This is a genomic window from Streptomyces sp. NPDC127106 (assembly GCF_042677605.1).
GTDB lineage: Bacteria > Actinomycetota > Actinomycetes > Streptomycetales > Streptomycetaceae > Streptomyces.
Window position 1 is genome coordinate 22,858 of the sequence record NZ_JBHXTC010000017.1, and the last position, 11,344, is coordinate 34,201.

The 11,344-nt window shown below is 71.5% G+C and carries 14 protein-coding genes and 1 pseudogene; 7 read left to right on the forward strand and 8 right to left on the reverse strand.

From position 1 onward, the window contains the following. Positions 1 to 66 precede the first annotated feature (66 nt). From ACFVGY_RS16795 to ACFVGY_RS16815, 5 genes are all read left to right on the forward strand, one after another. Positions 67 to 192 (forward strand): hypothetical protein, encoded by a 126-nt coding sequence (locus tag ACFVGY_RS16795; protein WP_385677314.1) that lies wholly within the window; start codon positions 67 to 69, stop codon positions 190 to 192. A 45-nt stretch (positions 193 to 237) separates the two neighbouring features. Then, positions 238 to 429, forward strand: a complete 192-nt coding sequence (locus ACFVGY_RS16800) for an acyl carrier protein (RefSeq protein ID WP_385677317.1) — start codon at positions 238 to 240, stop codon at positions 427 to 429. A gap of 112 nt (positions 430 to 541) precedes the next feature. Then, positions 542 to 1,168 (forward strand): HPP family protein, encoded by a 627-nt coding sequence (locus tag ACFVGY_RS16805; protein WP_385677318.1) that lies wholly within the window; start codon positions 542 to 544, stop codon positions 1,166 to 1,168. 38 nt (positions 1,169 to 1,206) lie between these two features. Continuing rightward, on the forward strand, positions 1,207 to 1,866 hold the full coding sequence (locus ACFVGY_RS16810; RefSeq protein WP_385677321.1) for a CBS domain-containing protein: 660 nt from the start codon (positions 1,207 to 1,209) through the stop codon (positions 1,864 to 1,866). Positions 1,867 to 1,938: 72 nt separating this feature from the next. After that, positions 1,939 to 2,430: a CBS domain-containing protein gene (locus tag ACFVGY_RS16815; protein WP_385677323.1), complete on the forward strand. Its 492-nt coding sequence runs from the start codon at positions 1,939 to 1,941 to the stop codon at positions 2,428 to 2,430. A gap of 129 nt (positions 2,431 to 2,559) precedes the next feature. Here the strand turns inward: ACFVGY_RS16815 and ACFVGY_RS16820 are convergent, their stop codons facing one another. Continuing rightward, complete coding sequence (locus ACFVGY_RS16820; protein WP_385677326.1) at positions 2,560 to 3,063, reverse strand: flavodoxin domain-containing protein; 504 nt, start codon at positions 3,061 to 3,063, stop codon at positions 2,560 to 2,562. Continuing rightward, positions 3,060 to 3,527, reverse strand: a complete 468-nt coding sequence (locus ACFVGY_RS16825) for an Hsp20/alpha crystallin family protein (RefSeq protein WP_385677329.1) — start codon at positions 3,525 to 3,527, stop codon at positions 3,060 to 3,062. The genes ACFVGY_RS16820 and ACFVGY_RS16825 overlap by 4 nt, the downstream gene beginning before the upstream one ends. Positions 3,528 to 3,770: 243 nt before the next feature. Here ACFVGY_RS16825 and ACFVGY_RS16830 point away from each other — a divergent pair, with 243 nt between their 5' ends. Then, positions 3,771 to 5,177 carry a nicotinate phosphoribosyltransferase gene (locus ACFVGY_RS16830; protein WP_385677332.1) on the forward strand — a complete coding sequence of 469 codons (1,407 nt, stop codon included), beginning with the start codon at positions 3,771 to 3,773 and terminating at the stop codon, positions 5,175 to 5,177. On the opposite strand, the gene ACFVGY_RS16835 is transcribed toward ACFVGY_RS16830, so the two are convergent. The 3 genes from ACFVGY_RS16835 to ACFVGY_RS16845 form a co-directional block, all read right to left on the reverse strand. Continuing rightward, positions 5,113 to 5,847: a helix-turn-helix domain-containing protein gene (locus tag ACFVGY_RS16835; protein WP_385677335.1), complete on the reverse strand. Its 735-nt coding sequence runs from the start codon at positions 5,845 to 5,847 to the stop codon at positions 5,113 to 5,115. The two genes, ACFVGY_RS16830 and ACFVGY_RS16835, sit on opposite strands and share 65 nt — an antisense overlap. A 206-nt stretch (positions 5,848 to 6,053) precedes the next feature. After that, positions 6,054 to 6,521, reverse strand: coding sequence for a pyridoxamine 5'-phosphate oxidase family protein (locus tag ACFVGY_RS16840; protein WP_385677337.1), 468 nt, complete (start codon positions 6,519 to 6,521; stop codon positions 6,054 to 6,056). A 55-nt stretch (positions 6,522 to 6,576) separates the two neighbouring features. Then, positions 6,577 to 6,819 (reverse strand): SHOCT domain-containing protein, encoded by a 243-nt coding sequence (locus ACFVGY_RS16845; protein ID WP_385677340.1) that lies wholly within the window; start codon positions 6,817 to 6,819, stop codon positions 6,577 to 6,579. Between the two features lie 224 nt (positions 6,820 to 7,043). Between ACFVGY_RS16845 and ACFVGY_RS16850 the strand changes: the two genes are divergently transcribed. Beyond that, the gene (locus ACFVGY_RS16850) at positions 7,044 to 7,508 is read left to right on the forward strand and encodes a Crp/Fnr family transcriptional regulator (protein WP_385677343.1); all 465 of its coding nucleotides are present in this window, start codon (positions 7,044 to 7,046) and stop codon (positions 7,506 to 7,508) included. Between the two features lie 48 nt (positions 7,509 to 7,556). Here the strand turns inward: ACFVGY_RS16850 and ACFVGY_RS16855 are convergent. From ACFVGY_RS16855 to ACFVGY_RS16865, 3 genes and pseudogenes are all read right to left on the reverse strand, one after another. After that, positions 7,557 to 9,288, reverse strand: a pseudogene (locus ACFVGY_RS16855) (GAF domain-containing protein). Between the two features lie 86 nt (positions 9,289 to 9,374). Next, the gene (locus ACFVGY_RS16860) at positions 9,375 to 9,638 is read right to left on the reverse strand and encodes a DUF1918 domain-containing protein (protein WP_385677346.1); all 264 of its coding nucleotides are present in this window, start codon (positions 9,636 to 9,638) and stop codon (positions 9,375 to 9,377) included. A gap of 2 nt (positions 9,639 to 9,640) precedes the next feature. After that, positions 9,641 to 11,266 (reverse strand): HAD-IC family P-type ATPase, encoded by a 1,626-nt coding sequence (locus tag ACFVGY_RS16865; RefSeq protein ID WP_385677349.1) that lies wholly within the window; start codon positions 11,264 to 11,266, stop codon positions 9,641 to 9,643. Between the last annotated feature and the right edge of the window lie 78 nt (positions 11,267 to 11,344).

An 11,344-nucleotide genomic window follows, 5' to 3' on the forward strand; every position in this document is an offset into this window, starting at 1 on the left:
GGGTCCGGCGGATGGTGGTTCTGGACCACCATCCGGAAATGCCCCGTGATGGACGAGGAGCCCGTCATGACCTTCGGCGTGATCTATCCGCCCCAGGTGGCGATGGTGGGCCTCGGCAGGATCACCGACCGACCCGTCGCGGTCGACGGCATGCCCCGGAGGACCTGTGAACCGACGAAGCCCTCGAAATGATCAAAGCCGTGATCGAGGATCGTCCCCGGTGCCGACCTCTCCGCGGTGTCACCCGACGAGAAGTTCCGGGAGCGCCTGGAGATGGACTCCCTGGACTTCCTCACCTTCGTCGAGGTGCTCAGCGGACGGACGGGGCTCGCCCTGCCGGAACAGGACTACCCCTCGCTCACCACCCTTGACGGATGCGCGGGCTACGTCGCCGCACACACCGGGGGCACACAGGGAGACCCGTCGTAGACGGCGCAGGATCCGGGCCGGTCAGCGCCCATGAGGGTCCCGGTCGGCCCTACTCCCCGTGGACGTGTGCAGCGAGGCTGGGAGAGCACGGTATCCAGCGGCTGGAGGAATCATGAAGCACCTGCGCACCGTGAACGACGTCATGACGCACGCCGTGGTATCGGTCGACCGCGAAGCCACGGTCCACGACATCGTCGGAACCATGCGGCGATGGGGTTTCAGCGCCCTGCCCGTGCTGTCGGCCGAGGGCCGGGTCGCCGGCGTCGTTTCCGAGGCCGATCTGCTGGCCAAGGCCGCGACCGACCTTCTATCGAAGGCGGAGGGCGCAGAAGAGTCGCACACCGTGACCGCCGGGCAGCTGATGACCGCTCCACCGGCGACCGTGCCCAAGGACGCCACGATCGCCGGCGCCGCCCGCCTGATGGCGAGAGGGCCCTTCAAGCGGCTGCCGGTGGTGGATGACGACGGCGGGCTCGTAGGCGTCGTCAGTCGCGGCGACCTTCTGAAGATCTACCTCCGCCCCGACGGGGACATCGCCGAGGAACTGCGGGAGCTGCTCACGGCGCAGCTGATCCCCGCCGGACCGGCGGTCGTGCACGTCCACGTCGACCACGGCGTCGTACAGCTGGAGGGCGAAGTGCCCAACCCGACGCTGGCGGACGTGCTCGTGCGCATCGCGCGCGCAGTGCCCGGAGTCGTGGACGTCACGTCCCGGCTCCACACACAGCTGCCGGCCTGACTGCGACGCCCTGCCACGGCAACGGGAAGGAGAACACGGTGAGGCACAGAGAAGTGGGCGAACTGATGACCCGGGAGGTCGTCACGGTCCCCCGGCGCGCCACGTTCAAGGACATCGTGCGTACGCTCGACGAGCACGAGGTGTCCGCGGTGGCGGTCACCGACGCCGGCGGCCACCCGCTCGGCGTGATCTCCGAGGGCGATCTGCTGCCGAAATCCGTCGACCAAGGGGACTGGTTCCGCTTGCTGCCGCGCCCCGAACCGTGGGAGCGCGACAAGGCCGACAGCACGACGGCGGAGGAGCTGATGTCGGCCCCGGCCGTCTGCGCGCGGCCGGACTGGACCGTGGCAGAGGCCGCTCGGCTCATGGAGAGCCAGCGGGTCAAGCGGCTGCTGGTCGTCGACGACGCCGACGTCCTCATGGGCATCGTCACCCGTGGTGACCTGCTGCGGATCTTCCTGCGCGAGGACGACGCCATCCGCCGCGAGATCACCGGGGACGTCCTCGACCGCACCCTGCACCTCGACCCCGCCGCAGTGTCCGTCGAAGTGGCGGACGGACAAGTCACCCTGCACGGCGTGGTGCGCTTCAGGAGCCTCATCCCCGTCATCGGGCGGCTCTGCCGAACCGTCGACGGCGTCGTTCGCGTCACGGAGCACCTCGCGTGGGAAGCGGACGACACCGGTACGGGCCGCTGAACCGGTCAGGTCACGAACTACGGCCGCCACCGCACCATGACGTGCGCCGGGCTACTGGGAAGGAGCCGGACGATGAACGTATCCGCATCCATGTCCGCCCCCGCGGTGTCCGTCAACACCACGACGACCATCGGTGAGGCCGCCCGCCACATGGACGTCTACGCCGTGGGCTGCCTGGTCGTGACGGAGGGAGGAGTATTGCGCGGCATCGTCACCGACCGTGACATCGCGGTGCGCGCCGTGGCCGCAGGGCTCGACCGCGACGATCCGATCGGGGAGGTCATGACCACTCCGGTCGTGACCGTCGACGTGACCGACGACATCCACGCCGCGTACCGCACCTTCCGCAACAGCGGTGTCCGGCGTCTGCCCGTCCTCGACGGGCAGCGTGTCGTGGGCATGCTCACGCTGGACGACCTGTTGATGGATGTCTTCCGGAGGGTGGCGGACCTGCTCGGCCCGGTCGCCTGGAGCGTCCTCGAAGAGCCTCCGGGTCCGCAGGACGAAATCGGCCCGCGCGCACAAGTGGACGGATCGGGCCCGCCCACTTCTCGCGGATCCTGATTGCCCGCCCACTTCTCGCGGATCCTGATTGCGCGGCGCCGCGGCCCGACGGCACATGACCGCTGGAGAAGCACAGGTCGCCGTGCGACCGAGCCGCCTTCCGGCGGCTCGGCTCACCGGGTCGGCCGTTCAGGCGGCTGTGGCGAGTTCGCTGCTGATGTGGTGGGCCCAGGTCTGGATCCGCTCCGGGTTGCGGAAGTCGCCGCCCTTGCCATGCCGGATCACCGCCTTGGCGATGAGACCTGGTGTGCTCGCGGTGATGCGGCCTCCGAAGGTGACGTGTTCGCGGGCGCCGAGTCGTTCCATCTGTCGGGCCACGGCCGGCACCGGCGGGATCTCGTGCTGCTCCGCGGAGCTGTCGATCGGGCCGCTGCTGAACAGCCAGACCGGGCGGTGCTTGAGGTAGTGCTCGTTGCGTTCCGCGCAGTGACGGGCCTTGCTGCTCCAGCGGCCGGCGTACAGGGACCCGCCGAGGACGACGGCGTCGAAGCCGCGGACGTCGTCCACGTCGTCCGCCGGGAGCACCACGGCGTCAAGGCCGTCCTCGCGGAGGATCCTGCCGATTTCCGCCGCGATCCCGGCGGTCGCGCCGTGCTTGCTCCCGTAGGCGACCAAGACCCTCTTGGCCGTCATGACGTCTCCTCCGTCTCCTCCGTGTCCGTGCCCTGGGGGCGCTTGACGGGGATGCTGCGGCGGCCGGCGGGGGGTTCGGGCTCCATCGGTACGCGGACCGTGAGGATGCCGTCCTCGTACGCTGCTTCGACTCCCTCGGTGGGGATCCGGCCGGGCAGGCGGACGCTGCGGCGGAAGAATCCGTAGCGGAACTCGGAGTGGTCCTTCTCCTCTGTGCTCTCGGTGTGCTCGGCGCTCACGGTGAGGGTGTCGCCGTCGACCGTGATCTCGATGTCCTTGTCGGGGTCCATCCCCGGCAGTTCGGCGCGGAGCGTGTACGTGCCTTCGTCGCTGGTCACCTCGATCGGGATCGGGTGGGCGTTGAGGGCCGGCCGCCACATCGGGAAGCGCGGAAAGTCGGCTCCGAACCAGTCCGTGAGGTCGGGGAAGAGGCTGCGCCTCCGCTCCATCTGCGTGCCTGACATGGGGTGCTCCTGGATTTCCGGCGCCGTGTGATCGGCGCCTTCGTGCGGGCTTCCGTATCCACTGTCGTTCCGTCGCCCCCGGTCCGCTTGGGCCTGTCGGGGCAGCGACGGGGCCGTTCGGCCCCGGCTCAGGGGAGCGGGAAGATCGGCCAGGGGCGCGCCGACGGGGGCAGGGGTCGCCCGGCCCCCACCGCGTCCCCGGGTTGCGCAGCGCATTCTCCGCCTGCGCGGCACGCTGGAGGCATGTCGGATGTGACCACAACAGACCTGTACGAGGTCACGATGGCGATGTCGTACCTGGGCGAGGGCATGGACGCCGAGGCGACCTTCAGTCTCTTCGTGCGTGACCTGCCCCCGGGAAGGGGCTTCCTCGTTGCCGCCGGGCTGGAGCCCGCCCTCGACTACCTGGCCCGGTTCGAGGTGACGGCGAACGATGCCCGCGTGTTCGCCGAGGCACTGCACCGGCCACCAGCGGATCTGGCTCCGCTGGTGGGCCTGCGGTTCGAGGGCGAGGTGCGCGCGGTCACCGAGGGGCGGCTGGTCTTCGCCGGTGAGCCGCTGATGGAGGTGACGGCGCCCCTCCCCCAGGCCCAGCTCGTCGAGACGTACCTGCTCAGCCAGCTCTGCCACCAGACGGCCGTCGCCTCCAAGGCGGCACGCTGTGTCCTGGCCGCCCGCGGCCGGCCGGTGGTCGACTTCTCGTTGCGCCGCAACCACGGGCCGCAGGCCGGTTTCCAGGCCGTCCGGCTCGGGGGGCTCGTCGGGTTCGCCGGAACCAGCAACGTCGACGCCGCAGTCAGGCTGGGCCTGCCCGCCTCCGGCACCATGGCGCACTCGTACATCGAATCCTTCCCCTCCGAGGAACAGGCGTTCCGGGCCTTCGCGCGCGCCCATCCCGGCCCCATCACCCTGCTCGTCGACACCTACGACACCGACCGGGGCGTGACGACCGCCACCCGTGTCCTGGCCGGGCTACGGCGTGGTCCGGGCTGCGCGATCCGCCTCGACAGCGGTGATCTCGGAGAGCTGGCGCGCCGCTCCCGCGCTCGGCTGGACGCCTCCGGGCTGCCAGACGTGAACATCATCGCCAGCGGCGGCTTGGACGAGTACGCGATCGACGATCTCATCCGCTCCGGGGCTCCCATCGATGTCTTCGCGGTGGGCACCCGTGTGGGTGTCGCTGCTGACGCACCGTATCTGGACGCCGCGTACAAGCTGGTGGCCTACGGCGGGCGGCCGGTGATGAAGCTGTCCTCGGCGAAGGCCACCCCTCCGGCGCCCAAGCAGGTGTACCGGTGGCCCGGGCGGGCAGACGTGATCGCCCTCCGGGACGAGGAGCGTCCACCAGGCGCGGACCCGCTGCTCGGCACGGTGATGCGGAACGGCCGCCGGACCGGCCCGAGCGACTCCCTCACCGCCGCGCGCTCCCGCTTCGAGGCCGACCTCGACGCCCTTCCGCGGGAGGCCAGGCGCATCCGAGACCCCCGGCCCCCGGCTCCGACGACCTCGAAGCAGCTGTCCCGGCTCACGGAGCAGGTGCGCAGAGATCTGCTCGCGGATTACGGGGGCACACGTGCCGACGGCATCACCGATCGAGGCCGGCACGTGCCGTTCCGGAAGGTCGGCGGCACGCCACCCGTCGGCCCGTGAGCCTGACCGGGGTCAGTTTCATCCAGTGGGTACGGGTGCCGCCCGCCCAGGGCGTGGAGTGGACCGCGTCGGCCAGGCGCTCGAGCTGGGCCGGGTCGGTCGCTTCCTCGAGCACCCCCACGGCGAGCACGCTCCATGCCCTGGCCGCCACCTCGTCGATCCGCTCCACCTCGAAGGCGGCCTCCCTGCCCGCGGCCCGTGCCAGCACTGTGCCGGCCGCAGTACGGAAGGTTACGTCCCCGGCGGCGACCAGGTAGTTCACGGGGTGGACGGCGGGACCCTCGGGGGTGAAGACGGCCACCCGGCCGATGCCCCGGACCCCGAGCAGCCGTCGACACTCCACCTCGTCCAGGGTGACCGGCTGAACCTCGGGGGCCCTGGCGGGCGGCCCGGGATCGCGATCGGAGCCCGTGCCGACCAGGGCGACGACGGTGGTGCCGAGCGCATCGGCGAGACGAACGAGCGTCCCGATCGCCGGGAGGGCGACGTGGTCCTCCAGGCAGGCGATGTAGTGTGCGTCGGCACCGCAGCGCTCTCCCAGCTCCTCGCGGCTCATGCCGGCCGCGGTTCGGCGGGCGGCAAGCCGACGCCCCAGGTCGGTCCGGCCTCCCGTCGTCCGGCCATCGTGATCGCGGGGTGGAGGGTCTCCGGGTCCACTGAAAGTGGTCATGACGTCATCGCTCCTTCGGCGGCTCGGCCGCCGCATCGTGCTGCGCTCCGGCGGAGACGCTCTCCGTTTCCCCTTCTCGGGTACCGCCAGGCCGGCCCGAGGCCGGGCCGCCCCGCATCGGCCGGTCGGTCGGTCGGTCGCCATTGCGTGCCGGTCGGGTTGGTCCCGGCGCCCCTGCCCGCGCAGGCCGGTTGCCACGGGCCCCCTCAATGCAGTCGGAAGCCGGTGACCAGGCCGGGCGTGATCCGGATGGGCCCGGAGAACGCGCCCTCGACCCAGGGCAGGAGGAGGTGTGCGTAGCGCTCCAGCTCGATCGGGTCGGTGACGGCGGTGGCGTAACCGGTGGCCACCACGCCCCAGCCGACACGGGCTTCGGGATCGATGGTGTCGGCCTCGTACGCGACGACCACGCCCGTCCCTTCCTGCGCCTCCATCAGGGCTGCGAGCGTCGATCCGTCGTGGGGGCGGATGATGATGTCACCGGCGTCAAGAAGGTGATTGACCGGGCGTACGGCGGGCAGCGCGTGCCGGGTGAAGACGATGCGCCCCAGTCCCACGCTGCCGAGCAGCTCCAGCGCCTCCTCGGCAGCCAGCTCTTCCACCCGTCGCCCCGGCGCTTCGGCCGAGGACCGGGACGGGGCGTGGGCCGTGCCGAGCGGTTGGCTGTCCATCATCGGCGCCCCTCCGGTCGGCAGGCGAGCGCCAGGGCTCGGCCTGCGGGTGGGCATATCACTTTCGCGGGAACGTGGGGCCGGGGGCATGGCTGCGCAGCACCGCCAGCCGCCGCTCGTACTCCTCGTCGTCGATCTCGCCCCGGGCGAACCGCTCGGCAAGCAGGCCCTCGGCCCCCTTGCCGCGTCCGGAATCCGGGGCGGCTGCCCGTCCGTCCGCGCCGTCGCGCTTGAAGGCGCGGACCAGGAGCACTGCCACCGCGACGATGAGAGCCCAAACGATCAGCGTGGTGAGTGACATGGCGAACCATCCCCAGGCGCCCATGCCATGGCCGTTCCAGTACATCTCGCACCTGCCGGGTCGACGGGGCCGGCGGCCGTGGACGAGCCGTCTGCCTCCCAGCGTCTCGCTCTGCACGGATCCGGGCATAGGCCGTTCGGGACCGGGATGGGGGCCACAGGGCCCAAGCCGAAAACGTACCCGCGCGCGAAGACTGGAGACGGACTCGATTCAGGAGGCCGTCCATGAGCACCCCGTCACCCATCCGAATCGCCACGGCACTGCCCGCCGACTGCCGCGCCCGCTTGATGGAGATAGCCCGAGAGGTGAACTTCGCCGAAGGGACCCGTCTCTTCCGCGAGGGCGGCCGCGCCGACCGGTTCTGGATCGTCCGGTCCGGCACCGTGACCCTCGACGTCCACGTGCCCGGTCGGCGCGCCGCGGTCATCGAGCGCCTCGGCGCCGGCGAGCTGGTCGGGTGTTCGTGGCTGTTCAAGCCGCATACCTGGCGCCTGGGTGCCGAGGCGATGACCCCCGTGCGCGCCTACGCATTCGACGCGGCACGTGTACGCACGCTGATGGACGCCGATCCCGTCTTCGGCTCCGCCATCGGCCACTGGGTCGGACAGGTCCTCGCCCACCGCCTGCAAGCCACCCGGATCCGCCTGCTCGATCTGTACGCCCCCTACGGCAGCGGCAGCTCCCTGTGAAGCCTGCGTGACCGGTACCCGGCCTCCGCGTGGAGCGACGCCGGTCGGTCACAGGCCCGACGGGGCCAGGGGCACCTCCCACTGCAAACGGGTGCCGCGCGTCCCCTCGCCCCGCGCAGCGACCTCCATCCGACCTCCGAGTTTCACGGCGCGCTCGGCGAGGTTGCGCAGTCCGCTGCGCCGGCCGCCGTCGGCCAGGCCGATGCCGTCGTCCGTCACCGTGACGGTCAGTATGGCGTCCGCCGCGACGATGGCGACCTCCACGCGGGGTGGCTTCGGCATGCCGGGCGACATTGGTGAGGGCCTCGCCGAGTACGGCGAGGATCTCGTCGGCCACGGCCGGCGGTACATCGGTGTCGATCAGCCCTTCCATGCGCAGCGCGGGGGCGAAGCCGAGTCCGGCCGAGGCCTCGTCCAGGGTCTGGACGGCCCGGGAGCGCAGCTTCGAGCCTGTGGCGGGGCTCTCGTGCTCGCGCAGCCCGAAGATGGTCGAGCGGATGATCTTGATGGTGGCGTCAAGGTCGTCGACCGCCCGAGCGAGCCGTTCGGATGCCTCCGGGTGCTCTACCAACCGCTGGGCGCTCTGGAGGGTCATACCGGTGGCGAACAGGCGCTGGATGGCGAGGTCATGGAGGTCGCGGGCGATGCGGTCGTGGTCCTCCAGCATGCTCACCTGTTCGGCGTCGCGGCGGCGGTCGGCCAGTTCCAGGGCCAGGGCCACCTGACCGGCGAAGCCGGGGAGGGCGGCGACCTCCCCGGTGGCGAACACCGCGCGGCCGCGGCGCCTGGCCAGGATCAGGACGCCGCTGAGCTTCTCTTTCGTGCCGACGGTGACGGCTACGGCCGGGCCGAAGCCCTTCCAGCGTTCCGGCTGCACGGTGACGTGGCCGTCGGTCTCCATGTCCTTGACCGTGATCAGACCGTGCTGGGCGAGGGCGACTTCGGCCAGGATGCCCTGGGTGCTGGGCAAGACGATCCCGCGGTGCGCTTCGGCACCCTCTCCCAGGGCGAGGGAGCCGCGCAGTTCGCCGGCGGGTCCGAGGAGGTAAAGCACGCCCGTGTCGGCGCTGGTCATGTCCTTGGCCCGCTCAAGCATGCCTTCGAGGACCTCGTCCTCAGGGGCTCCGGACAGCACGGCGCTGGTGATCTCGGAATTGGCCGCCAGCCAGCGCTCCCGCAGGCACACCTCCTCGAAGAGACGGGCGTTCTCGATCGCGATGCCGGCGGCGATGGCGAGGGTGGCCAGGAGTGCCTCGTCCTCCTCGTCGAAGTCTGCGCCGCCTCGCTTCTCGGTGAGGTAGAGGTTGCCGAAGACCGCGTCGCGGACCCGGACGGGGACGCCGAGGAAGGAGTGCATCGGCGGGTGGTGGGCGGGGAAGCCGTACGAGGCTGAGTGCTCCGAGATCTCGGACAGCCTCAGGGGCTTCGGGTTGCGGATCAGCTCGCCGAGGATGCCGTGGCCGGAGGGCAGGTCGCCGATCTGTGCGCGGAGGTCATCGCTGATGCCGACGGGCAGGAACTCGGCGAGTCTTTCGTCGTCGCCGATCACACCGAGCGCACCGTACTCAGCGTCCACCAGGACCACGGCAGCTTCGACGATGCGGCGCAGGACCTGGGGCAGGTCCAGTTCCCGGCCGACCGACATGACGGCTTCGAGGAGGCCGTTCAGCCGGTCCCGGGTCCCCCTGACCTCGTCGATGCGTACCTGAAGCTCTTCGAGCAGCTCGTCCAGCCGTAGCCGTGGCACACCGCTCCCGGCAGGCCGACCGCCTGCGCTCATGTCCCACCTCCGGCCGACAGCGACGGTGAGAAGACCACGTGTCCACCGTAGCTCCGGCCGGAGGGGGCTTCCCGTTCAACCGGGAGCTACTGATCCGATCGGCTGCTCGTGGCGGGGCGTGCCGCCCCTTCGTGCAGATGCCGGACATGGGCATCGGGGCCCGGGAAGAACACGGTGGTACGGCCGGTGTCGGACCAGCGCACGTCGTACGGCGGGGTGCCGTCCTGGTGGTGGAGGGCGACGACTTCCCCGTCCCGGCCCGGCTTGCCGACCGTGGGGCCGCCCACGACGATCTGATCGCCTACCTCGGCGTGGATCCCGGGTCCGTGTCCCGGTGCGTACATGTTCATGATCAAGCCCTTCTACGGAATGCGCCCCGCAGGAGCCGGGCGGCGACGAAAGCTGCGAGGGCTGCGGCCGAAGCGAGCCAGACACCGGTCCAGCCCACGGGCTCGGTCTCCAGCAGCGACTGCAAGACGGGCACGTGCAGGGCGGCCATCGCCAGCACGGCGGAACCGGCCACGGAGGCCGGGAGGAAGAGGTTCGCCCGGGTCAGCAGGCGGGCCCGCAGGCCCAGGGCCACACCCAGCTGGGCGCCGAGCAGGGCCAGGAAGAGCACGCTCTGCCAGGGCAGGCCCATGGCCCGGGCGGCGACGCCGGCGATCAGGCTGACCGCCGTCACGGCGGAGGCCAGGATGAGGAGGCGCTGCCACACGCCTGCGGCGAGGATGTGCTGGCCGGGCGGCCGCGGCGGGCGGCGCATGGCTTCCGGTGAGACGGGCTCCGCGCCCATGGCCACACCTGTCAGGCCATGGGTGAGGAGGTTGATCCACAGGATCTGGCCCGCGCGGAGCGGCAGTGGCAGGCCGAGCAGTGGGCCGATCAGCATCACGAGGATCTCGGCTGCTCCGCCGGCCATGGCGTAGACGAGGAAGCGGCGGATGTTGTCGTACACCCGACGTCCTTCTTCGACGGCCTTGACCACGATGGCGAGCTTGTCGTCGGTGAGGACGAGGTCGGCGGCCTGTCGGGCCACCTCGGTGCCTCGGGCGCCCATGGCGACGCCGATGTCGGCCTGGCGGAGGGCGGGGCCGTCATTGACCCCGTCCCCCGTCATGGCGGTCACGGCGCCGCGGGCCCGCCATGCGTGGACGATGTCCAGCTTCTGCTGCGGGTCGGTACGGGCGAAGACCCGTACGCCGGTCAGGTCGGTGTCCGGGGCGGCGGCCAGCTCGGGTCCGGTGAGGACCTCCCCGCCGGCCCCGTCCTGGACGAGGCCGGTGCGCTCGGCGATGGCACGGGCCGTCGCCGGGTGGTCGCCGGTGATCAGGACCGGGGTGATGCCCGCTTCCCGGCAGGCGGTCAGGGTCGCGGCCGCAGCGGCCTTCGGCGGGTCGCTGACGGCGATCAGGCCGAGCAGGCGCAGGCCCTGCTCGGCCTCGGCGGCCGGCAGGTGCCATTGGAGCCGCTCGACGCCTGCCACGGCGAGGACGCGGAACCCGCGGGCGGCCAGCGCGGCGGCCTGGTCACGGGCCTGGTCCAGCAGTTCGGGCAGCTCGGCGAGCACCCGGGGAGTGAGGACCGCCTCGGGGGCTCCCTTGAGGCAGACCAGCACGTTTCCGTCGGGCAGGTGGTGCAGCGTGGTCATGCGCTTGCGGAGGCTGTCGAAGGGGGCTTCCGCGATCCGGGGGCAGGCCTGGTGCAGCTCGGCCGGGTCCGGGCAGCCGGCTTTGGCAGCGGCTGCCAGCAGTGCTGCCTCCATCGGATCGCCCACGGCCGTCCAGGCGTCCGATCCGGGCCCGGGCGGCTTGAGGCTCGCGTCGTTGCACAGGGCCGCCGTGGTGAGCAGCTCCCGCAGCGGGCGGAGCTGTTCGGGCGTCAAGGAGTGCCCTGCGCGAGTGAGCTTCCCCTGCGGCTCGTAGCCGCTGCCGGAGAGGTCGGCGCCGCCGGAGGGCGCCCACAGGTGCTGGACGACCATGCGGCCCGGGGGGGGGGGGGGGGGGGGGTGGGGGGGGCGCTCACGCACCCACACAGCCCTCAGCGCCCGCCCCGCGGC